We start from the raw sequence: 23,318 nt of genomic DNA on the forward strand, positions 1-23,318 counted from the left end.
CTTTTAAGTGCTTGATTTTTCAGGGCTTTTTTATTAAACTGTCCATTTTATAGGGTACAGTTCATAATAGAAGGACTCTTTTTATTCGGTATCTTCAGGTTGATATTCTAAAATATCCCCAGGTTGGCATTCTAATGCTTTACAAATAGCATCTAAAGTTGTAATTCTAATTGCTTTTGCTTTTCCATTTTTTAATATAGAAAGGTTAGCCATTGTAATTCCAACCTTCTCCGAAAGCTCTGTTACACTCATTTTTCTTTTAGCTAACATTACATCAATATTAATTATTATTGCCATGTTATTCACCTCAGACCGTTAAATCATTTTCTGATTTTATATCTATCGCATCTTTTAAAAGTCTTTGGAGAACGGCAGCAAAGACTGCGATAACCATTGAAGTAAAGATTAGGAGCATGCCAAGTATAATAATACCTGGTGCGTCATCTCTTTCTGCTACAAGATAGAAGAGTGGCATACCTACCACATATAAAATACTGATTGTTACTGCGCAGTTTTTTATCTTTTTTAAAGCCCTAACAGATAATTTCGAGAAAGCGTTACCCTTGTCAATGAAGCTTACAAGTTTAAAGGCTTGATATAGAGCAAAATAAAAAGGTATCACGGTTGCATATAGATTGATTAAAACAAGATATTTTATAAATGCAATATCCGGGAACAATTCCGCTGCATATTTCCCTATGTTAGGAACTAAAAATATACATAAAGCAAGAACAGGGATTCCAATCAGAATAATAGCTGTCTTTAAAAAGAGTGTTGATCCTTGTTTCATATAAAGCACCTCATTTATTAATTATCTATTTAATCTAACATGAAATTTATCGTTTAACAATAAATTTTTATTTATTATAATCTTGTTTTTATTGTTAAACCAATTTGGATTTTAGATGAAAATAAAAAGTGCTGCTCTTTATAAAAAAGGGTGCCAAACAAATAGACTTCCTGAAATAAAAAAGTATGGTGATATATATCATTGTTCCTTTGATGAAATATAGTGAAGATAATCGTTCCTTCTTTCTGTAAATGATGTTATGTTAAAAGTAACGATTAAGTCGTTCTAATAATAAGAGTTTTTAGAAAAACAATATTTTTCGTAATTTGAAGAGGTGTTAATGAAATGAAATCGTACACGCAATTTGAACGAAGAAAACACATACTAGATGAGTTAGAAAAGTACAACCGAGTTATGGTGAATGATTTAGCGAAGGTATTAAATGTTACAACAGAAACGATACGAAGAGATTTAGATATGTTGCACAAGGAAGGGCAGCTTACGAAAATACATGGTGGTGCAATTAAGAAAAAAGATCAGACACTAGAATTTCATTTTAATAAGCGCCGAGCTGAAAATATTGAAGAAAAACGAAAAATTGCAATGGAAGCAAGTAAACTCGTAGAAGATAATGATATTATCGCAATTGAAATTGGGACAACCACAATGCAAATTTTGGATTACATACACGATAAAAAGAATTTGACGATTTTAACAAACTCGATACCAGCTGTAAATAAAATTATTGAGCTTAAAGAACAATATGATTCCTTTGATTGCAGGTTAATAGTCATTGGAGGAATATTGAATACAAATTCATTAGCATTGTCTGGAGAAATGACGTTAAACTATCTTGACCATTTCACTGTTAATAAGTTATTTGCTTCGTGTGATGGAATTTCTTTAGAAAAGGAACTAACATGTTCGTATATTGAAGATGCACAAATATATAAGCAGTTAAAGCATAATGCAAAACAAGTTGTAATGATGGTAGATGAGTCAAAGTTTAATTTAACAAAGTTTTATAAAAGCGGGAATTTTAGTGATATAGATGCATTATATACAAACGCTAAGCTCGATGAGGCGTGGCAAAATGTGTTAACAAGTAATGGGGTAGAAGTAATAACAGTATAGAAAAACAAAAAGAAGACTATTTCTTAGTAAGTTGAGAAATAGTCTTCTTTTTGTTTATATGTTGTTTTATTTTGTTTATTTGTTGTTTTTACAATTAGTTAACAAATTAACAACATTGTGTTAATAATATACCCGTACAATATGAATTAGGAGGTGGCAAGAATGCAAATAAAACTATCAAAAGCTGTGTTCTTTTTGATACCAGTTGGAATACCTCTAATATTATTTTGGATTATTCCGAATTTCATTAGTTTAGGTATTAGTTTTACTGATTGGGATTTTATGACGAATGATTTTAATTTTGTTGGTTTAGAAAACTATTTCAATTTATTTACACAAGATTCTTTTATGCAAGCATTGCTAAATACGTTTTATTTCGGAATTGGAACAGTGATTCCAACGATTGCATTAGGTTTAGGATTCGCATTATTCTTCCGAAAAAAATTCAAAGGTTCTGCATTGTACCAATTAATGATCTTTTCACCTTGGGTAACGCCAACAATAGCTGTATCCATTGTGTGGTCACTCTTATATGAACCTCAATTTGGAGTTATTAATAAAGTTCTAAACTTTTTCGGGATACCAGGTTTGGACTGGCTTCAAAGTAGTCAAACAGCGATGTTAGCAGTCATTATTGTGACAGTTTGGAAATTAGTTGGTTGGACGATGATTTTCTATATCGGCGCATTAGAGAAAGTTCCAGATAGTTTATATGAAGCAGCTAGTATTGATGGAGCAAATTCATGGCAGAAATTTCGATATGTAACACTGCCTATGGTTTCATCAACAACGTTCTTCTTAGTTGTTGTCAATACAATTTCTTCAGTGCAGGCTTACGATCAAATAAAAATTTTAACACAAGGTGGACCTAGTGGTTCGACGCGTACGTTACTTTATTTATTCTTCCAACAAGGGTTTGAACAATTTGATATGGGATCTGCAACAGCAATCGCATTTATCATACTAATCATTACAATACTACTATCTGTTATAAACAAAATAATAGGTGACAAGTGGGTGAACTATTAAGGTGAATAATATGAAAAAAGGTCCATTAATCGTAAAGCATCTCTTTCTAGCATTATCAAGTATACTATTTATTTTTCCATTCATATGGATGGTGCTTGGTTCGTTTAAAACATCTAGTGAAGTATTACAAGGAGGTTTTTGGCCTAAAGAATTTCACTGGGAAAATTATCAGCAAGTATTAGATATACTTCCATTTAGCACATATTTATTTAATAGTTTCTATACTTCTTTCATCATTACTATATATGTACCTGTTTCGTCAGCGCTTTTTGCTTATATGTTGGCATTTTATAAGTTTAAAGGCAAGAATATTACGTTTAGTGTTGTGATGGCAACCTATATGATCCCTGGAGCTGTATCGTATGTTCCTGTATATGTAATGTTAGGGAAATTTGGTTTGCTTGATTCACATTTTGGATACATGATTTCTATGGCTGTTAGCGTATTCGGTATTTTCTATTTGAAACAAACGTTCCACAAAGTTGGTTTTGAAATAGTAGAAGCAGCCAAAATTGATGGAGCGAGTGATTGGCGTATTCTTTGGAAGATTATTTTTCCAATGACACGATCATCATTTGTAACATTAGGATTGGTCACATTTATTGGTAACTATAATAATTACATTTGGCCAGCTCTTATTTTGAAAGATAATACACAAAAGTTAATTACGAATGGAATTGCTGATTATTTCATTAATAGTTCTTTAGGACGAGATTGGTCACACATTATGGTTGCAAGTACAATCGCAACGGTGCCGCTCTTAATCGTATTTTTAATTCTACAAAAATGGTTCTTATCTGGTGTTACTGATTCAGGAATAAAGGGGTAATTAAATATTAAAGGAGATATGTGGGATGAAAAAACTATTCATGCTTCTAACAGTTTTAACATTGTTTGTTAGTGCACTTGCGGGTTGTTCAGGCGGAAAAGGAAGTACGGTTAAAGCAAGTAAAGAAGGCGAGAAGGTTGTTGTTCCATTCATAAATGGAGTGGGTGGTTCTCTTGCAGATCGTGTAGACAAGATCGTGGAAGAATACAATAAAAGTCAGGACAAATATGTAGTGAAAACGACGAAAGCGGGTAACTACGATGAGTCTTATCAAAAGCTACAAAGTGGATTTGCAGCGAATAACCAAGAAGCAATCGCATTACTAGGTTCAGACGTCATTCAAGAATATGTTAAAAAACAGTTAATCGTACCTTTAGATGAATCTGTTAAAAATGATAATAATTTCAAAAAAGAAGATTACGGAAAAGGTTTTATGGAGCAAGCAACAATTGACGGAAAGTTATATGGAATTCCGTTTTACGGTACAACACAAATCTTTTATTACAATAAAAAAGCATTAGCGGAAAATGGCTTTACAAAAGAGGATTTAAAGACGTGGGAAGGTGTAGAAAAGGTAGCAAAAACAGTCGCAAAACGTGGTGAAAACGGAAATGTTTCATATGCTGGCTGGATGCCAATGTGGGGGACATCAAACTTAATTGATGTAGTCCGTAGTGCTGGTGGCAATGTATTAAGTGAAGATGGTAAAAAAGTATTAATTAACGATGATACTTGGGTTACGGTATGGGAGAAATTCCGCACATGGCTTCATGAAGATAAAATTATGAAAATACATTCAGGTGGTACTGGATGGGAATATTGGGATAAAACGGTAATTGATTTAGTAGAAGGCAGAACATTAGGGTTTACAGGATCATCTGGTGACCAAGGATTTGTTTTCAAATCATTAGGTAAAGGAATGACGGAAGAAGAACGTCTTAACACGTTTGACGCATTGCCACAACCAGCTTGGGATAATAATAAACCAGCACCAAAATTAGAAACATATTTATTCACATTAACGAGAAATATTGATCCAGAAGTAGCAAAAGGTGCATATGACTTTATGAAATTTGCGACAAGTACGGAGAAAACGGCTGAATGGTCAATGGCAACAGGCTATATTCCTGTTCGTAACAATGTAACAGAGTACGGTCCATATGCTAAATTTGTTAAAAAACAACCACAAGCATTAGTTCCGTTAGAACAAGCCAACAATAATGGAGTGGGACCATTTGTAGATCCAACGGGCGGAAAAATCAATGACGCTTTAAATGTAGCAAAAGATAAAGTAGAGATTGAAGGAGTTCCAGCAAAGAAAGCATTAGATGAAGCAGCTAAAGTTGCGCAAGAAGAATTAGATAAAGTTCTAAAAAAGAAGAAATAAACCTGTTGTAGTACGAACGTGAGGTGCTTTTGAACGAAGGAAGTGCCTCTAAAATTCACTTGAAAAGGTGTGAGAACTATGATTGAAATAACAAGTACGATAACACTCTCTCCATTCGTAAAAAATAAACATTGTTTCCAAATGGATGAAACTGATATTACAAACTTTACATTAACAATTGATCAAGGGGATAACCGAAAGATTCCGCTTTTACTAATCTTAAGAGATCCTAACGGTTATGTACGTATACAATATCAAACGCCAATTGTAAATGAAAAACTAGTCGTTTCGAAAGATTCAAAGTTTTGTTCTGCTGGTTGTATTGGAGGAGAAATACAGTTAGGTAATTGGGAATTAGAAGTCGTATATATCCCTCATTGTGCAAAGAAAGTAGTGAAATTTACTGGAGAAAAAGTTGACTATACAGTAAATATAGAAGTGAATGATCAGTTGGAGCGAAAGTATAATAGAGAGCATTTTTGTAAGGGAAATGTTTTTATCGATGAAGACCGTTTTAATAAGGTAGTAAATGAAGAACATCGCTGGTACAAAGGGGATTTTCATGAACATACAGATTTAACAGATGGCGAGATAGATGATGAACTTGGAATGAAAGTATGTGAAAAACAAGAATTAGATTTTTTATATGCGACGGAGCACAATATTGTTATGCCATCTTATGAAATAGGAAACACATTAATTATACCATCTATGGAACTTACAACTCCTTTCGGTCATTACAACATATTTGGTATAAGAGAATTTGTTGATTTTACAGAGTATGTAGATGAATCATTTAGTGCTGAAAAAATGAATGCACTATTTTCACTCATGAAAGAAAAAGGTTATTTATTGAGTGTGAATCATCCATTTATGAAGCCTTGGGCGAACCAAGTTAATATTAACTTAGAAAATATTCATACGATGGAAATTATGTGTGATCCAACGTATAAAAAAAGTAAATCATCTACTTTAGAAGCTTTGCGTTGTTTCGATCAAATGTGGTCAAATGGTCTTAAAATCTGGGGGATAGGAGGAAGTGACTCTCATTTACATCCGTCTAAAACATTCCCAGGATCAAAAGACCCATCAATTTACGGTGATCCAGGAACATATGTATTATGTAACGGTTTATCAATTAAAAACTTGAAATTTGCGATCAAAAACGGAAGAATTTATTTCTCTCGATTTAGAAAACTAACGATAGATATTCAAAACGAAGGTGAAACGATTGCTGTCGGCGATAAGGCTAAAGGAAATATTGTTTATAACGTTCAAACAGATAAACCGTGTGAGTGGAGACTACTTATAAATGGAAGAACGATTGAAAAAGAATACGGCAGCGATGCAACTTTTGCATTCTCTTTAAATGAAGGGGCGTACGCTAGAGTTGAGGGATGGGAAGAGGACGAATTAGTAGCATTTATTAATCCTATTCATAATAAAGTTCAGAATAAAAATATAAAAACATGGAATGAAGTTATAGGGGGAATAAAAGGTGAATAAAGCGATTATTTTTGATAAAGATGGAACATTAATACAGTTAGATTCAGTTTGGTACAAAATTGTGCATCGTGTGTTAGATGATATATTTCAAACGTATCCAAATGAAAAAAGTAAACGAGATGACTACTTAACGATTATTGGTATGAATGATAACGATTTTGAGAGTACGAGTTTACTAGCTTGTCGCACAAATTACTTTATTGCGGCTGCATGGTATTCGTTATTAGAAAATCAATATGTGGATAAAGAGAATTTTATTCAAAATGTATGTCTTCTATTCAAAAAGTACTCTACAGCAGATGATCTTGTATTTACAGAAGTGGAAGGTGCAAAGGAAACGTTACGATATTTAAAAGACAATGAATATATTATTGGGGTTGTTACGGCAGACGATGTTGATGCAGCTATTCATTCTCTGAAAATGACTGAGTTATATGATTATATAGATTTTTTAGGTGCAGATGATGGTGTGAATAGAACAAAACCTGAAAGTGACTTTTATCATATGTTTAAAGAGAAATTTTCACTAACTGAAGAAGATGTGCTTATGGTAGGTGATACATTAACAGACGTTACATTTGCGAGAAATAGTAACATTAAAGTAGTGGGCGTTTTATCGGGTGCGAGCAGGAAGGAAGATTTAGAAGGAAAAGCGGATTATATTTTAAACAGTATGAAGGATATTTCAAAGATTCTATAATTCATGTCATCATAATTTTTAACAATATCTATAAATATAGCTCGAATTCTAGGAGGATATTATGGCTCAACTATCATTCAAAAACATTTACAAAAAATATGATCATGATGTGACAATCGTAAAAGATTTTAACCTAGAAGTAAATGATGGAGAATTTATCGTTTTGGTTGGCCCTTCAGGGTGTGGGAAATCTACAACATTACGTATGATTGCAGGACTTGAGGAGATTTCAGAGGGCGACTTTTATATTGATGGAAAGCGTGTAAATGATGTTACACCGAAAGATAGAGATATTGCAATGGTATTTCAAAACTATGCACTTTATCCGCATATGAGTGTGTATGAAAACATGGCATTTGGATTAAAACTACGAAAGTATAGTAAAGAAGAAATTGATAAGCGTGTGCAACATGCAGCAAAAATTCTTGGACTTGAGCAGTATTTAAGCCGAAAGCCAAAAGCACTTTCAGGTGGGCAGCGCCAGCGTGTTGCCTTAGGCCGAGCGATTGTTCGAAATGCAAAAGTATTTTTAATGGACGAGCCTTTATCAAACTTAGATGCGAAATTGCGCGTTCAAATGCGTGCTGAGATTACAAAATTACATCAACAGCTGCAAACGACATCTGTATATGTCACGCATGATCAAATTGAAGCTATGACGATGGCTACGCGCTTAGTTGTACTAAAAGATGGGATTATACAGCAAGTCGGTACACCGAAAGAAGTGTATGATAATCCAGAGAATGTATTTGTCGGCGGATTCATTGGTTCTCCTGGAATGAATTTTTTCAAAGGAGTATTAACAGATAATGCAGTTATGATTGATAAGTGGAAAATTGAAGTGCCAGAAGAGAAGATGAAAGGCTTACGAAATAAGGGCTATACGAATAAAGAAATCATAATAGGAATACGTCCAGAAGACTTTTATTATGGAAAAGAAATCGATGCTTTACCATATAACGTAAAAGTAACAGTACCGATTGATGTAGCAGAATTAATGGGGGCAGAAACATATCTATATTCTAACATTAATGGCCAATCCTTTGTTGCACGTGTGGACACATCTTTAGATGTGCAAAGTCAATCAAATATAGAGCTAGGTTTAAACATGGACAAAGTTCATTATTTCGATTCAGAAACTGAGAAACGAATTGTTTTATAGATAATAATTAATATGATTATACCTTTAGAATTTCTTCAACTACTACAAATAAATGAATAGTAAAAAGCCGATTATCCTTTAGATTACAGGAAATCGGCTTTTTTATATAAAAGATCGCTTAGCGTACGAAAATCGCTTTTTGTTGGCAGTGCCCTGTCACAATCAAGCTGAGAAAAACAAATAATCCAAAACGAGAAAATTCTTAAGTTGATGGATGTGTGATGCTACTCCTATGTTAAGGTTCGAGTCATTTGAAACAGCAACCTCTATATTGAGTGGTGTTAAAGCGACGTATATGATAAAAAAGATGTATCGCTTGTGAAAAAAATGCATCACCTTGAATGAGCTAATACAACAAGAATTCGTGTCGGGCCTAGTATTTCCTTTCTATAAATACGGTATGTTTTTAATATAATTAAAAGAAAATTTTTGTGTTCTTTAATATGATGTGACATAATACCAGTTTTTTTCTATTTTTGTGATGTCTTTATATTCATTATTAAAGTCGTATTTGTTTGGTTTAGTATCATCTGGTGTGTAAATAAATCCTGAAAAATTATCTAATATACCACGATAAGTAAAAAAGAAAACAGAAATACCATTTTTATTTTGTTGAATAATTACATCCCCACCGTTTTTGGAAGTGGATGCAAACTGTTTAGGTAAATGAATTTGTCTACTATCATAATGAACATTAGGAGTTAACTCTTTATGTTCTATAAGTGCTATAACTTTTTCACGGTCTTCTTTATAGATAATAAAATCTAAATTTATATAAATCTCATTAAATGGTATACATATCCAAGTAATTACTATGATTAGTTGAATAATTAATGGTTTCCAATTTTTGTATTTGATGAGATGTAGGATTGTGAAAATTAATATTAAGAAAAACAATCCATGAACTATTATTGAAAGAAATGGCATAACAAATGGGGTAAGGAATTCAACTAAATACCATTTGAAAAAATGATAAAGTATAAGAGCGATACCGCTTATTAATGTAATTTTGGTTAAATTCTTATTCAAATTTTGAATCTCCTTTCTATACTAAAAACTATGTGATTTTAGTATGAATATAAAATATGTTTTTTCATAAATTTCCCTTGTTTTCATTTTATTAACTTTGTGTGATTAATATTTTGAATATATCATAGATTTGAAATTAAATAAACGGACGTTAAATTTTTATATTTTATATAGAATAACAGTTAAATAAAAGTGAGGGAAGTTTTCAAAATAGACTAGTTTTTTATTTTAAAAGTAATTTGATTTGTTCATGAAATAGATCCAGTTCCGGTAAAATCAGTTGCAACAAGTGAACATTACGTATATCGATAGAATAAGGTGAAACTAAGAGGAGCATATCAAAGTCGGTGACACCGACTTATGGGACAGTTCACTTCTGATTGTGGAAACGGGGCAGTACAGAAGTGAAAAAAATTCTGTGTTTCTTTTTAATTAATATATTTATTGGGAAAAACTTCGGAATTTCCGGCACAAATGCTCTTTCTTTCCTATAATAGAAGCTATTCTGGACGTAAGCAATTTGTAAGGAATGAGTAAGAAAAAAGAGATTTTCATAGTATAAAATATTTATTATACCTGCGTATAACACCTACTACTAATAATGTGTTATAATACGAATTAGCAACATAAAGGAAAGGAATTAGAAAAAATGACCTTACAAAATACTAAAAATTTAAAAAAACAAGTTGCTCCTTTTGAAAAATCAACGGCAAAAAAAAGTGTTTGGCAAATCATCAATACGGTAGTGCCATTTATTATCTTATGGTACCTTGCTTATAAAAGTTTGTCCGTTTCTTATTGGTTAGCATTAGTTCCAGCTGTGTTAGCCGCTGGATTTATGACACGGGTTTTCATTATTTTTCATGATTGTACCCATCATTCTTTCTTTAAAAGTCGTCGTGTAAATAGAATAGTAGGGACATGTATGGGTGTTTTAACTTTATTCCCGTTTGATCAATGGGGGCATGAGCATTCCGTTCATCACGCTACAAGTGGTAATTTGGATAAGCGAGGTACAGGAGATATTTGGACCCTTACAGTGACTGAATATTTGGCAGCGCCATTTAGACTCCGTTTAGCATATCGTTTATATCGCAATCCATTGGTTATGTTTGGGTTAGGTCCGATTTATGTTTTCCTACTTAAAAATAGATTTAACAGAAAAGGTGCTAGAAAGAAGGAACGCATGAATACCTATTTGACGAATGTTTTAATTGTTGCTTTAGTAGGATTACTTTGCTGGGCAATCGGATGGCAATCGTTTCTTTTAGTACATGGTTTCATATTCTTAATAGCAGGTTCAATAGGTATTTGGCTGTTTTACGTACAGCACACATTCGAGGATTCTTATTTTGAAGAAGATAAAGAGTGGGAATATGTGAAAGCAGCAGTGGAAGGAAGTTCTTTTTATAAACTTCCCAAAATCCTGCAATTTCTAACTGGTAATATTGGGTATCATCATGTTCACCATTTAAGTCCAAGAGTACCTAATTATAAATTAGAAGAGGCACACAATAATACGCTTCCTTTAAAGAATGTACCAACGATTACTCTTGCTACAAGTTTGCGATCACTCCGTTTCCGTCTTTGGGATGAGCAAAACAACAATTTTGTTAGCTTTAAAGAAGTTAAAAATTTAGTGAAAAATAATGTTTCTATTCCAGTGAAATCAGAACTATAACTTCATCAAATATGACTGACTCCCCTTAATCATTTTCGATTTAAGGGGAGTTTTTGTTTAACTAGTAGATGCACGGTATGGAGAAAACTTAAATGATTTAAATTGTAATGGAGGTGGATTAGGAAATAGTAATTAATATTAGAGGACGATAAAAATATTATGTTAACAATTTGAGGCGATTGATATTACTTTTTTCAATAGATATTATGCTTATTCTCTGAGTATATTTCATCTGGTGTGTATCATGTCTTACAAGAAACGTATGATTTAAAACTTGATAAAATCTGCAGCAAATACATATGAAAATGATGTTCCCTTAATAATAAAAGGGTATTACGCTATAAAATAAATGATAATAAGAATAGGGTAATTATTTTAGGATAATAAAATGTAAAACAGACAAACTCAATTACCCTTGAATTTGTCCGTTCAGTTACTGGTGAAAAAGGAGGAGTATGTAAATGAAATGTGTATATAGTCTAAAACTGTTTAAAGATATGTGAATGTATTTTAAGTGGGTTTCTTTACACTAATTTATTACTTTTTAGTTTGCCTAGATAGTTCAACAGACTTTTGCGTACAACGCTGCATAGCTGAAATGATGGCTGTTCGTAAGCCTTTTTCCTCTAATGTTGCTACAGCTTCTATTGTTGTTCCGCCTGGAGAACAAACCATATCTTTCAATGCACCTGGATGTATTCCTGTTTCTAGTACCATTTTTGCAGAGCCTAATACAGCTTGAGCTGCGAATTTATATGCTTGATTTCTTGGCATACCATCTAGTACGGCAGCATCTGCCATCGCTTCTATAATCATATATACGTATGCTGGCGAAGAACCACTTACAGATGTTACAACATCCATTAATTTTTCACTTACTATTTCTGTTTGACCAAAACTATTGAAAATGTTTAGTACATCTTCTAAATCCCTTTCTGTCACCATTTCATTAGGACATAACGCAGACATTCCTTCTCCAACAAGAGCAGGTGTATTAGGCATTACTCTTACAACCCTTAACTTTTTATGAAAAGCATCCTCAGTACTTTTAATGCTTTTTCCTGCAGCGATCGTTACGACGATAACATCGTTTTTTATCACTTCTTTTATTTCGTTAATTATTGATGCGTATAGGTCTGGTTTAATTGATAAAATTAAAATATCAGCATTTTTAGCTACTTCATTGTTGTCAGTTGTTATAGTTAGTCCATATTTTTCACTAGCATTTTTTAAATTCGTAGTGTTTAAATCTGAACAAATGATTTTATTTGAAGACACTATATTTTTGTTTATCATCCCGCCAATCATAGCCATTCCCATATTTCCGCATCCGATGAATCCAATTTGTTTGTCCATAATAACTCAATCTGGCTCCTTTTATCATAAATTATATCGGTTTCAAATTATTATTCTAAGATAACAATAATATCCACGTGCAATATAAAGAAACATTCTAAGAGAATACATTCCTTTTTGCAATACAAAAAATAAAGAAATCAATTTTATTCTGTACTAAACAAGTGCATTCTCAATTATTTAATATTTTATGTTATTTCCTATTTGGTAACATTTAAAATTAACACATCTTATCAATCGCATAAAGAACAGGGGAAGTGGTATGCTTTGCCACGAATTGCTCTTATTGTTGTAAGCTAAGAGATATTTAGAAGGTTTTATGTTTATGAATAGGTATAGTTATATCAATTCTTTCTAGATATGGTGATGTTCATAAGTGTGTACATAATTTCATACTTAAAACTTGTCGCTCTATTTATTTTTAAAAATATCTCTTGACACAAAAACGAACTATATAGCATAATATAAAAAATTAAATTGAAAATCGTTGAAGGGAACTAGTACATATGTCTTCTTACGAAAGAGAGTGGAATTCACCGGCTGAAAGATTCCTCGTATAGAATGTATCGAACCTATCCCCGAGTCTTAAATGAAAGTTTAGGCGTACGCCTGCGTTATAGGCGCCAAGTGGATATCTATGTATATCAATTAAGGTGGTACCGCGGAACAATGACCGTTTCGTCCTTTTTATTTTATTAAGGGCGAAGCGGTCATTTTTATTTTGCCCTTTAGTACTATAGGTGCAGCATTGATGAGGATAGACATAGCTGCAAACTGTATAAATAAAAGTGTAATTTATTAAAACTTTGATTTTAGACTTGGGGGATAAAAAAGTGAAAAAACAACGAATTGTTGTAAAGATTGGGAGTAGTTCCTTGACAGCGAGTCATGGAGGCATCTGTAAAGAACAACTTTCAGATCACGTTGCCGCATTGGCACGAATGAAAGAGGAAGGGCATGAAGTTTTACTAATTACATCTGGGGCCGTCGCTGCAGGTTTTTCTGCTCTAGGGTATCCTAGCAGACCTGTGACAATTAAAGGGAAACAGGCTGCTGCCGCTGTCGGGCAAAGTTTATTAATGCAGGCATACACGGAGGAATTCCGTAAATATGGTATCGTTACTGCACAACTTTTACTAACGAGAAGTGATTTTTCTAGAAAAGAACAATACAGTAACGCTTACGCTACTTTAGGAGAGCTACTAAACCGTTCTGCTCTTCCTATAATCAATGAAAATGATTCCATTTCTTTAGAAGAGCTAACGTTCGGTGATAATGATATGCTGTCAGCTTTAGTAAGCGGGCTTGTATCGGCGGATATGCTCATGATTTTTACAGATGTGAACGGTTTATATGACCAAAATCCTCAGAAAAATGCGGATGCGAAAAAATATCATTTCCTTCCTGAGGTAACGGAAGAAATTGCTTCTCTTGCAGGAGATGCTGGCTCAAAACTTGGGACTGGCGGTATGAAATCAAAAATCGATGCTGCAAAGACGGCACTATCTCTTGGAGTGAGTGTATTTATCGGAACGGGATGTGGACAGGAGAAGTTTTTAGATGTTATGAAGGGCAAAGGTGATGGAACATATATCGGGAATGCTCCTCAAAAAGTGATAAAGATGAACAAGCAATGGATCGCCTTGCATTCGCTTGTTAGCGGGCAAATTGAAGTAGATGCGGGGGCAGCCACTGCTATCATTCAACATGGAAAGAGTCTCCTTCCTGCTGGTGTTACTAATGTGTCAGGATTTTTCCAAGTGGGTGAAGTTGTGGAGGTAATCACGCAACAAGGGTGCGTAATAGGGAAAGGCCAATGCAGATATAGTGCACAGGAACTAAAGGATTTAAAAGGTATGCAGAGCCAAGATATTCAAGCAAGAGGGGAAAGGCATAGTTATGAAGTTATCCATAGGGATCATTGGGTTTCATTTTAAGAATAGCGAGGGCAGAGTCCACTGCTCAAATTCTTTAATTCCATAGGCGGGAAACACTTAGTTGGTGGAGAGAAACGGGTCTTAAATTTTTACTTATTAACTTTTTAAAAGGAGGAAATAAAAATGAATGAAGTGGTGGCAAAGGGGAAAAAGGCGAAAAAAATCGCTAGAGAACTTGTGCTTAAATCTACAAATCAAAAAAACGAAGCACTTGCTGCGATTGCGGATCAGCTGATAGTAGAAACAGCTTATATTTTAGAGGAAAACAAACGGGATATTGAAGAAGGGAAGGCAAAAGGATTTTCTGAGTCACTCCTTGATCGTCTTATGCTGAATGAACAGCGTATCATTGATATGACTGAAGGTATTAAGCAACTAATTGATTTACGTGATCCTGTTGGAGAGCGTGTTAGTGCATGGGAACGACCAAATGGATTATCTATTCAGGAGATGCGCGTACCACTTGGTGTTGTCGGAATGATTTACGAGGCAAGGCCGAATGTGACAGTGGATGCTGCTACAATTTGCTTAAAAACAGGAAACGCAGTAATACTACGTGGTAGTTCTTCTGCTATTCATTCTAACAAAGCCATCGTTAGCGTTATTCACAGGGCGCTCAAACAAACAAACTTGCCTTCAGAAAGTGTACAGCTCATAGAAGATACAACACGCGATAGTGCAAAGCAGTTGTTTACATTGAATGAGTACTTGGATGTTCTTATCCCAAGAGGCGGCAAGCAGTTAATAGATACTGTAGTGAGAGAAGCATCTGTTCCAGTACTTGAAACAGGTGCGGGAAATTGTCATATTTTCATTGATGAAACAGCGGATAAACAAATGGCATTTAATATTATTATAAACGCAAAAACGCAGCGTCCATCTGTATGTAATGCAATTGAAACGATTATACTTCATGAGAATTGGGCGCAGCAATTTGGTAGCGAGCTGTTTTCTTCCTTGAAGGAAAGAGGCGTGGAGCTACGTGGTGATAATAAAGCATTGGCAATTGATTCTTCTATTGCATTAGCTTCAGAAGAAGACTCGGAAACAGAGTTTTTATCTCTCACACTGGCAGTTAAAGTGGTTTCCACTACGGAAGAAGCAATTCATCATATAAATACGTATGGATCCATGCATTCCGAAGCGATTATTACAGAGAACGAGGAAAACGTCAGCAAATTTTTCACATCTGTTGATGCCGCGGCGCTTTATCATAATGCATCAACTCGTTTTACGGATGGATATGAATTCGGATTCGGCGCAGAAATTGGCATCAGTACACAAAAGCTACACGTAAGGGGACCAATGGGGCTACCAGCATTAACTTCCACAAAATATGTGATTCGTGGAAATGGACAGATTCGGGGATAAGAATTATAAAAGAACAAGTAATAAGATGAAGACACCCAATTCAGTTTAAGTGTCTGCATCTTATTACAATTATTTATTTACCATACAAAAAGCCCCACAAGCATAGCGCTTAATAAGGAAACAGCCATTCCGCTAACAAGAAGCTTCCAAACATTTTTACCGATTATTGATGATTTTTCCCCGCCAAATAATGAATTGTAAGTTCCATAAATCATACCTACTGTACTAAAGTTTGCAAAAGAAGCTAGAAATGTAGTGGCAACTGCAATTGTATGTGGTTGTAAAGACTTTAGGTTTGATTTTAAATCCATCATTGCAACAAATTCATTCGTTGTTATTTTTATCCCCATTAATTCAGCTACATACATAGCATCTTTTCCTGATAAACCGAGTAAAAAAGCAAAGGGACTAAAGATAATTGAGAAGATTTTTTGAATTGTTAAACCTGTTACAAAAAAGCTTAAAATACCATTTAAACATGCTGTTAATGCTACATACCCAATTACCATCGCTAAAATAACAATAACCATATTCATCCCAACTAACATACTGTTTGAAATAGTAGAAAAGAAATCTTTTTTTTCATTTTTTGAAGGTGAATAAATAACATCCTCTTCTTTAGTAACTTCTACAGGATTTAAAACATTAGCCAAGATTAATGCATTAATACAGTTTAAAGGAATAGCGCTGAAAATATATGTTGCTGGAACCATTGATAGATAAGCACCAAGAATGGATCCGCTGACGCTACTCATACTCATAATTCCAAAAGTCAACAAACGATTTTCTTTTAACACAGATAATTGATCACGAACAACTGCAAGTGCTTCCGTATTTCCTAAAAACATCATTTGAATGGAAAAGAAGCTTTCTAACTTTGGTAAACGAGAAATCTTTGAAATGATTGCACCAACTTTATCAATAATCCAAGTTAAGATTCCAAAATACGAAAGAATATCAAAAAAAGTGATAACAAAAATGATAGGAAGTAATGCGCTAAAGAAGAAATCAACTGTTTGATTTTCCATAGCTGAAGGAAATGCAAATCGAATACCTTCATTCGCACATGATAGTAGCCAACTGAAAAATGACGCAATTTTATTAATGATAATACTGCCCAATTTCGTGCCTAACATAAACCACGTAATAAAAAGCTCCAATATTATTAGAATAACGATTGGTCTCCATTTTATTTTTCTTTTATTAGGCGAACATAGGAAAACGATTAATATTACAACGAAAATCCCTAACATATTTAATATGAAATGCATGTCAACAACTCCTTGAGGCTTATTATTTGTATATAAAAAAGCCCCTATTCTTCCAAATTTGGATTATGATCAGAAGTTATGAAGAATGTAAATTATGTTTGGGATTAGTCTATTTCAATTTATGTACTAAAAATTAATGTTTTTTCGCTTTATAAAGGATATGTATTAATAATGTAAAGCAACAAAATAAATCTATTGGTAGAACGAAGGACAACAATTATTGGAAGTATGATGAAATTTTCTAAACTAATAACTGTATCCATTTTTAAATTGTTTAGGTGAAATACCAGTATGTTTTTTAAAGACCTTTGTAAAATAACTTTGGTCATGGAAATTTAATAGTGTGGAGATTTCTGATATAGAATGTTTTGTATAGGTCATTAAGCTTTTTGACTCATCTATCTTAGCGCGCTGAATATATTCGCCTAATGAAATTCCAACCTCTTTTTTGAAAAGGGAAGATAGATAACTAGGATTTAATGCGACTATTTCTGCTAGATGGGATAGTGTAATATCTTCGTAAAGATGAGTAAATATATAATTTTGACATATGTTTATAGGCTTTAAATGTTTTTGCATTTTCCCGTTTTTAACTCGTTCTGAGAACTCAAGTAAAGCATTCTCTAAAAATGGGGAAATGGCTTCACTTTTTTTTATTTCTTCGAGTTTTTGAATTAATAAATCACTGAGGGTATATGCAATTTCAGGGAATAGTCCGCCATCTATAGCCGACCTTGTCGCAAGTGTAATTGCTGCGATGGCAGAATTTTTCTGGCTTCGCAGGTGGCTTGTTTTTGACAACACCCCAAGATCTCCTGATTCAGGTAATTTTCTTAGATTTTTAATTAAATCATCCTTTTTTCCTTCTTTAATACACTCAAATATTTTCCTTTCAACTAGTGGATCGATATGAGTTAGTGTACTTTGACGTTGCTCCGATATATGTATAGCGGGCTGTTCAATTTCAAAATCATCCTTTTTTAACAGTATATTTTTTTGCAAAATATCAGCAATGTCTAATTTTTGTTGATACAGCATGTAATAAAGAACCATGCTTATATTTAAAAATTGCAAATTGCTTAAAACAGGGAGAGATTGATAATAGCGAATCATTTCCTCTTTGTCTATTTTTAGTTGAAGATCATTAACGATTCCTTTAATTGAGGTTTCTGATAACCTGGAATAAAGGACTGGTCCAACAAGGATATTCCCGCTAAGTTGATCGTTTAAACGTAAGTTAATTGAGAAAAAATTTTCAAGAAAGGCAGTCTCTTCAAGTACTGGAAAAGTATAGGGAGGATTTTCTCTAAATACTTGATTAAGTAACACCTCTTTTGAAGAATACAATGGGTTATGCTGAAAATGGGGCGAGATTTCAAATGCCAAATCCCCTTTGTTATCAATGAAAAAGATAGGTGTTTTATGTATGTCAAAGACCAACTTACAAATATAATATAAATCTTCAAGTTTGGAGAAATTCATTATTTTAACCTCTATTCTTTAAACATTAGCCTATATATGTACAAGTTAAAATCCTCTCCTAAGCAAAGGTTTTAAAATAAGAGCGAAAGAGAGTACGGTATAACCATAAATATAATAAGCTAAAATTTTTACCATTATTCTAAAAAATATACCATAATATTTAAAAAATAATAACTATAATAACATTAAGAAAGCGTTTACTTAATTATTTTTTAGGAGGGCTATTATGAAAAGGGATATTAAGAAAATCATTTCACAAATGACATTAGAAGAAAAGGCAGGTCTATGTTCTGGATTAGACTTTTGGAATACAAAAGGGATTGAGCGATTAGGAATTCCTTCAATTATGGTAACTGATGGACCACACGGCCTTAGAAAACAGGCAGAGGGAGCAGATCACTTAGGGATTTATAACAGTATTCCATCGACTTGTTTCCCATCAGCAGTAGGATTAGCTAGTACATGGAATAAAGAATTAATAAAACAAGTAGGAGTTGCATTAGGAGAAGAATGTCAGGCTGAAAATGTAGGAGTTCTCCTTGGACCAGGTGCAAATATTAAACGTTCGCCGCTATGCGGAAGAAACTTTGAATATTTTTCAGAGGACCCGTATTTATCATCACAAATGGCTGCAAACCATGTTAAAGGCGTACAAAGTCAAGGGGTTGGAACGTCATTAAAACATTTCGCTGCTAATAATCAGGAGCATCGCAGAATGTCTGTAGATGCAATTGTTGATGAAAGAACATTGCGTGAAATCTATCTTGCTAGCTTTGAAGATGTCATTAAGGAAGCACAGCCTTGGACAGTAATGAGCGCATACAACAAGGTAAATGGTGAATACGCTTCGGAAAATAACTATTTATTAAATGATATTTTAAAAGATGAATGGGGATTTGAAGGTTTTGTCGTTTCTGATTGGGGTGCAGTAAATGAGCGTGTTGCAAGTTTAGCTAACGGTTTGGAGTTAGAAATGCCTTCAAGCTTTGGAATTGGTGAGAAGAAAATTGTCGACGCAGTTAACTGTGGTAAGCTATCTGTAGAAAAGCTTGATCAAGCGGCAGAGCGTCTTCTTTACATTATTTTTAAAGCTTATGATAACCAATTAGAAAACGCTGCGTATAGTAAGGACGCGCATCATCAGCTTGCAAGAGAAGTTGCAAGTGAAAGTATGGTTATGTTACAAAATGAAGCTTCCATTCTTCCGCTGAAAAAAGAGGGAACGGTAGCAGTAATTGGAGGATTTGCAAAGCAACCACGTTTTCAAGGTGGCGGAAGCTCCCATATCAATCCAACAAATCTTGAAAGTATTCTCGAAGAAATTGAAACGGTATCAGGTGAAAAAACGAACATATTATTTGCCCAAGGCTATGACATTGCCAGTGATGATGTAAATGAAAGCATGGTTAATGAAGCGAAAAAAATAGCAGAGCGAGCAGATACAGCGGTCCTTTTTGTTGGACTTCCAGATCGTTATGAATCTGAAGGTTTTGATCGAAAACATTTACAAATGCCAGAAAATCATGTGCAATTAATTGAGGCTATCGCTGAAGTTCAAAGTAATATCGTTGTAGTTTTAAGTAACGGTGCTCCAATTGAAATGCCATGGATAGGTAAAGTAAAAGGAATACTTGAAGGCTATTTAGGTGGCCAAGCATTAGGCGGAGCGATTGCTGATTTATTATTTGGTGATGCGAATCCAAGCGGGAAATTAGCGGAAACATTTCCGAAAGTGTTAAGCGATAATCCTTCTTACTTAAACTTCCCTGGTGAAGGGGACAAAGTGGAATACAAAGAAGGTGTGTTCGTCGGATACCGTTACTACGATGCGAAAAATATTGAACCGTTGTTCCCATTTGGTTTTGGATTAAGTTATACAAATTTTGAATATAGTAATATTTCAATAAATAAGAAAGAGATAACGGATACGGACACTGTTTCTATCAGTGTGAACGTGAAAAATACTGGTAGTAGAGCAGGGAAAGAAATTGTTCAGCTTTATATAAAAGATGTTGAAAGCAGCATGACTCGTCCTGAAAAAGAGCTAAAAGGATTTGAAAAAGTAGAATTGCAACCGGGAGAAGAAAAAACGGTTAGCTTTACTTTAAATAAAAGATCATTTGCTTATTATAATGTTGAATTAAAGGACTGGCATGTTGAAACAGGTGAATTTGAGATTTTAGTAGGAAAGTCTTCAAAAGAGATTGTTTTACATGATAGCATGTATGTTCAATCAACGACTTTAACTCAACAACCAGTGCATCGTAATACGTTACTTGGGGACATATTTACGGACCCAATCTTAGCACCAATCGCAAAAGGGCTTATGGAAAAAGCATTAAAAGACAGTCCGTTTGGTAGTATGACTGAAGGGGATAGTGATGCATCTGAAATGATGGACGCTATGCTGAACTATATGCCATTACGAGCATTAGTGAACTTTAGCGCAGGTGCTTTTACAGAAGAAATGTTGAGTGAAATAATTGTGCTATTGAACGATGCGCAGGTGAATTGATAAGCGGCGAATGCGAGGAAGTTAGGCGGGAGATAATGGCCGGGAAATGCCTAATTAAAGTTTTACTTTATCCATTGAACATTCTTTGTTGAATATTAATTAAGCTTAATAATTCATTGCAGGATGTTTCTCCAGCACGCAAAAAGGCAAATGAGAGTTAGAATCTCATTTGCTTTTTTTTGTACTTATTCTGCTAAATGTAGAATCATATGCTTGTCTATCATCTTTAATCATTGCTTATAAATATGAACGATGAGATGGCCATGAACCTTGGAGTTTACGAAGTTGTATAATTTGACCTGTATGATAAGCATCGTGCAATAGGATATTCATATATTGTTGCCAAACTGGTAGAGACGGACTTGGTTGATCCAGTTCTGCTTCTTGAAGGGATGTTAATGAAGATTGTAAGGCATCATGTACTTGGAGCGTTCGCTTCACTGTTTGTTGCCAAGCACCATCATCATTAGGTCCACCTTGGACAAATGTGTCATCTTGATGTAAGCGGGACAGTAAGCGTTCTTTAAAGGTTAGTAAATGGTTTGCATTTTCCCAAATCGTATTACTGGCCTTTCCTTCTGGGTGCCAACATGCTTGTGCAGCAGTAAGATTCTTTAACGCTTCTGATATCGGTGGATACCATTCTTCTTCGTAAAAAACTTGCTTGACCCCATTTTGTAATATTTCTTTTTTACCCATTCGTATAGCCTCCTTAACTATGAGATAGACCAACAATAAGTGTTAGATAAATTAGGTAGAAACGTACCTACTTATCATCTGATTGATGTTTGGAAGTTTCTAAAAGAACAATACGGCGCCGTTGTAGTAATTGCAGAAATAAACTTATGCTTTCCAAATCATTTTTATAAACGTAATAAATTCTCCTTTCTCTTCAATAAACCTGCCTCATAGTTGAACAAGAAAATTAACTGCAGCTTAAATTTAAAAACTTGTAGCAATATAAAGTTTCAGAAAGTTTTAAAATTCTAAAAAATTAGAAGGTATAATTCGATAAATATAGAATTTAATACATAGCAAATAAGGAGGGGATAAAATGGAAGTCTTTCACGTGACGAGTAGAAAAAGGGAAACATACAACGTTCAAATGAAGTATTCGATACTTTTCGAATGCGCACTTGGCATTGCGGCAATTACTCATAAGAGGTTAATCGATACTCTTGAAAAGACTCAAAGTGAATGGGAAGAAATAAGAGAATCATTATCGGTAGAGATGAGAGAGCATTTACAGTTTGTAGAAGAAAATAATACATGGAAAGCATTGCTTCAGTTATTGTATGAGGGAGATTTTCAGGATCTATCACAGTTTATTGCAAATATCGATTCATTTTCAGAAGAAGATTTAAAGTATATATGTTTACCGTTTTTAGGAGAAGTGTATCAAGCGAAAAGACGTTTAGCCGCAAGCGGAGAAGCATCTGTAATACACGAACTAAAGGAACTGACACATGATCACCAGTTTTTCTCTACTTATATTGGCTTTATATGTGATGCAGATGTACAAGAACTAAAGGGTCATTTAATCGCGGTTATGACAGGATGGTATGAGGGTGTTATTAAGAAAGAAGAGGAGCAACTGCTCTCTATATTAAAGCGAGATTATGAAGCGAAAAATGAAATGAATAAAAAGATGAAACCGGAAGAGTTTGTCGAGTGGGCTACAGGTGGCGTTATATATATGCCAGAGCCAAGTGTTCATCACGTACTTCTTATCCCACAAATTACGTACAGACCGTGGAACATAGAAGCTGATATTGAAGATACGAAAGTGTTTCATTATCCGGTCGCAAATGAAAGTATACATCCGGAAGATCCATATGAGCCGAGCTATTTTTTAGTTCATAAACATAAGGCGCTCGGGGACGAGGCAAGATTGCGTATTGTAAAACTATTATTTGAACAAGAGCGTACACTGCAAGAAATAACGGAAAGATTACAACTAGGAAAATCGACAGTACATCATCATTTGAAACTTTTACGTTCAGCAAAGTTAGTTGATATTCATGATGGGAAATATGTGTTAAGAAAGAAAGCATTGCAGTCTTTAGCGAAAGAATTAGATGCATTTTTGAATAGATAATATACAACGAGAATGTACATAAAGGGAGGAATTTAATAGAA

19 protein-coding genes and 1 other annotated feature are annotated in these 23,318 nt (G+C 34.0%); of the genes, 12 read left to right on the forward strand and 7 right to left on the reverse strand.

Annotated features, from left to right (window positions below; genetic code table 11):
• Positions 1-81: 81 nt before the first annotated feature.
• Together B5P42_RS28190 and B5P42_RS28195 are read right to left on the reverse strand one after the other, a co-directional pair.
• Positions 82-297 carry a helix-turn-helix domain-containing protein gene (locus B5P42_RS28190; protein WP_000974615.1) on the reverse strand — a complete coding sequence of 72 codons (216 nt, stop codon included), beginning with the start codon at positions 295-297 and terminating at the stop codon, positions 82-84.
• A gap of 10 nt (positions 298-307) precedes the next feature.
• Positions 308-790, reverse strand: coding sequence for a DUF2975 domain-containing protein (locus B5P42_RS28195; protein WP_113735784.1), 483 nt, complete (start codon positions 788-790; stop codon positions 308-310).
• A 345-nt stretch (positions 791-1,135) separates the two neighbouring features.
• Between B5P42_RS28195 and B5P42_RS28200 the strand changes: the two genes are divergently transcribed.
• From B5P42_RS28200 to B5P42_RS28230, 7 genes are all read left to right on the forward strand, one after another.
• Positions 1,136-1,924: a DeoR/GlpR family DNA-binding transcription regulator gene (locus B5P42_RS28200; protein WP_107886701.1), complete on the forward strand. Its 789-nt coding sequence runs from the start codon at positions 1,136-1,138 to the stop codon at positions 1,922-1,924.
• Between the two features lie 162 nt (positions 1,925-2,086).
• Entirely contained in the window at positions 2,087-2,953 is an 867-nt protein-coding gene (locus B5P42_RS28205) for a carbohydrate ABC transporter permease (protein ID WP_002200097.1), read from the forward strand.
• 10 nt (positions 2,954-2,963) lie between these two features.
• A complete protein-coding gene (locus B5P42_RS28210; protein WP_113735785.1) occupies positions 2,964-3,782 on the forward strand; it encodes a carbohydrate ABC transporter permease in 819 nt (272 codons plus the stop codon).
• Between the two features lie 25 nt (positions 3,783-3,807).
• Positions 3,808-5,169: an extracellular solute-binding protein gene (locus tag B5P42_RS28215; protein ID WP_113735786.1), complete on the forward strand. Its 1,362-nt coding sequence runs from the start codon at positions 3,808-3,810 to the stop codon at positions 5,167-5,169.
• A 78-nt stretch (positions 5,170-5,247) separates the two neighbouring features.
• Positions 5,248-6,675: a CehA/McbA family metallohydrolase gene (locus B5P42_RS28220; protein WP_113735787.1), complete on the forward strand. Its 1,428-nt coding sequence runs from the start codon at positions 5,248-5,250 to the stop codon at positions 6,673-6,675.
• The gene (locus B5P42_RS28225) at positions 6,668-7,375 is read left to right on the forward strand and encodes an HAD family hydrolase (RefSeq protein ID WP_113735788.1); all 708 of its coding nucleotides are present in this window, start codon (positions 6,668-6,670) and stop codon (positions 7,373-7,375) included. Before B5P42_RS28220 ends, B5P42_RS28225 begins: the two co-directional genes overlap by 8 nt.
• A gap of 61 nt (positions 7,376-7,436) precedes the next feature.
• On the forward strand, positions 7,437-8,537 hold the full coding sequence (locus B5P42_RS28230; RefSeq protein ID WP_113735789.1) for an ABC transporter ATP-binding protein: 1,101 nt from the start codon (positions 7,437-7,439) through the stop codon (positions 8,535-8,537).
• Positions 8,538-8,975: 438 nt separating this feature from the next.
• Here the strand turns inward: B5P42_RS28230 and B5P42_RS28240 are convergent, their stop codons facing one another.
• Positions 8,976-9,566, reverse strand: coding sequence for a hypothetical protein (locus B5P42_RS28240; RefSeq protein WP_113735790.1), 591 nt, complete (start codon positions 9,564-9,566; stop codon positions 8,976-8,978).
• Between the two features lie 649 nt (positions 9,567-10,215).
• Between B5P42_RS28240 and desA the strand changes: the two genes are divergently transcribed.
• Positions 10,216-11,247: a Delta(5) desaturase DesA gene (gene desA / locus B5P42_RS28250; protein WP_113735792.1), complete on the forward strand. Its 1,032-nt coding sequence runs from the start codon at positions 10,216-10,218 to the stop codon at positions 11,245-11,247.
• Between the two features lie 537 nt (positions 11,248-11,784).
• On the opposite strand, the gene proC is transcribed toward desA, so the two are convergent.
• Positions 11,785-12,603 (reverse strand): pyrroline-5-carboxylate reductase, encoded by an 819-nt coding sequence (gene proC / locus B5P42_RS28255; RefSeq protein WP_113735793.1) that lies wholly within the window; start codon positions 12,601-12,603, stop codon positions 11,785-11,787.
• Between the two features lie 478 nt (positions 12,604-13,081).
• Positions 13,082-13,292 (forward strand) — a binding site (T-box leader).
• A 144-nt stretch (positions 13,293-13,436) separates the two neighbouring features.
• Here proC and proB point away from each other — a divergent pair.
• Entirely contained in the window at positions 13,437-14,540 is a 1,104-nt protein-coding gene (gene proB / locus B5P42_RS28260; protein ID WP_113735794.1) for a glutamate 5-kinase, read from the forward strand.
• A 123-nt stretch (positions 14,541-14,663) separates the two neighbouring features.
• Entirely contained in the window at positions 14,664-15,911 is a 1,248-nt protein-coding gene (locus B5P42_RS28265) for a glutamate-5-semialdehyde dehydrogenase (protein WP_113735795.1), read from the forward strand.
• A 77-nt stretch (positions 15,912-15,988) separates the two neighbouring features.
• Here the strand turns inward: B5P42_RS28265 and B5P42_RS28270 are convergent, their stop codons facing one another.
• Both B5P42_RS28270 and B5P42_RS28275 read right to left on the reverse strand, forming a co-directional pair.
• A complete protein-coding gene (locus tag B5P42_RS28270; RefSeq protein WP_113735796.1) occupies positions 15,989-17,182 on the reverse strand; it encodes a NupC/NupG family nucleoside CNT transporter in 1,194 nt (397 codons plus the stop codon).
• A gap of 246 nt (positions 17,183-17,428) precedes the next feature.
• Positions 17,429-18,664, reverse strand: coding sequence for a helix-turn-helix domain-containing protein (locus B5P42_RS28275; RefSeq protein ID WP_113735797.1), 1,236 nt, complete (start codon positions 18,662-18,664; stop codon positions 17,429-17,431).
• A 226-nt stretch (positions 18,665-18,890) separates the two neighbouring features.
• Here B5P42_RS28275 and B5P42_RS28280 point away from each other — a divergent pair, with 226 nt between their 5' ends.
• Positions 18,891-21,179, forward strand: a complete 2,289-nt coding sequence (locus B5P42_RS28280; protein ID WP_113735798.1) for a glycoside hydrolase family 3 C-terminal domain-containing protein — start codon at positions 18,891-18,893, stop codon at positions 21,177-21,179.
• Between the two features lie 237 nt (positions 21,180-21,416).
• Here B5P42_RS28280 and B5P42_RS28285 read toward each other — a convergent pair whose 3' ends face one another.
• A complete protein-coding gene (locus B5P42_RS28285) occupies positions 21,417-21,878 on the reverse strand; it encodes a DinB family protein (RefSeq protein ID WP_113735799.1) in 462 nt (153 codons plus the stop codon).
• Between the two features lie 355 nt (positions 21,879-22,233).
• Here B5P42_RS28285 and B5P42_RS28290 point away from each other — a divergent pair, with 355 nt between their 5' ends.
• A complete protein-coding gene (locus B5P42_RS28290) occupies positions 22,234-23,277 on the forward strand; it encodes an ArsR/SmtB family transcription factor (protein ID WP_088035442.1) in 1,044 nt (347 codons plus the stop codon).
• The last annotated feature ends 41 nt before the right edge of the window (positions 23,278-23,318 follow it).

The sequence above is a fragment of the Bacillus sp. SRB_331 genome, assembly GCF_003264175.1.
Taxonomy (GTDB): Bacteria; Bacillota; Bacilli; order Bacillales; family Bacillaceae_G; genus Bacillus_A; species Bacillus_A mycoides.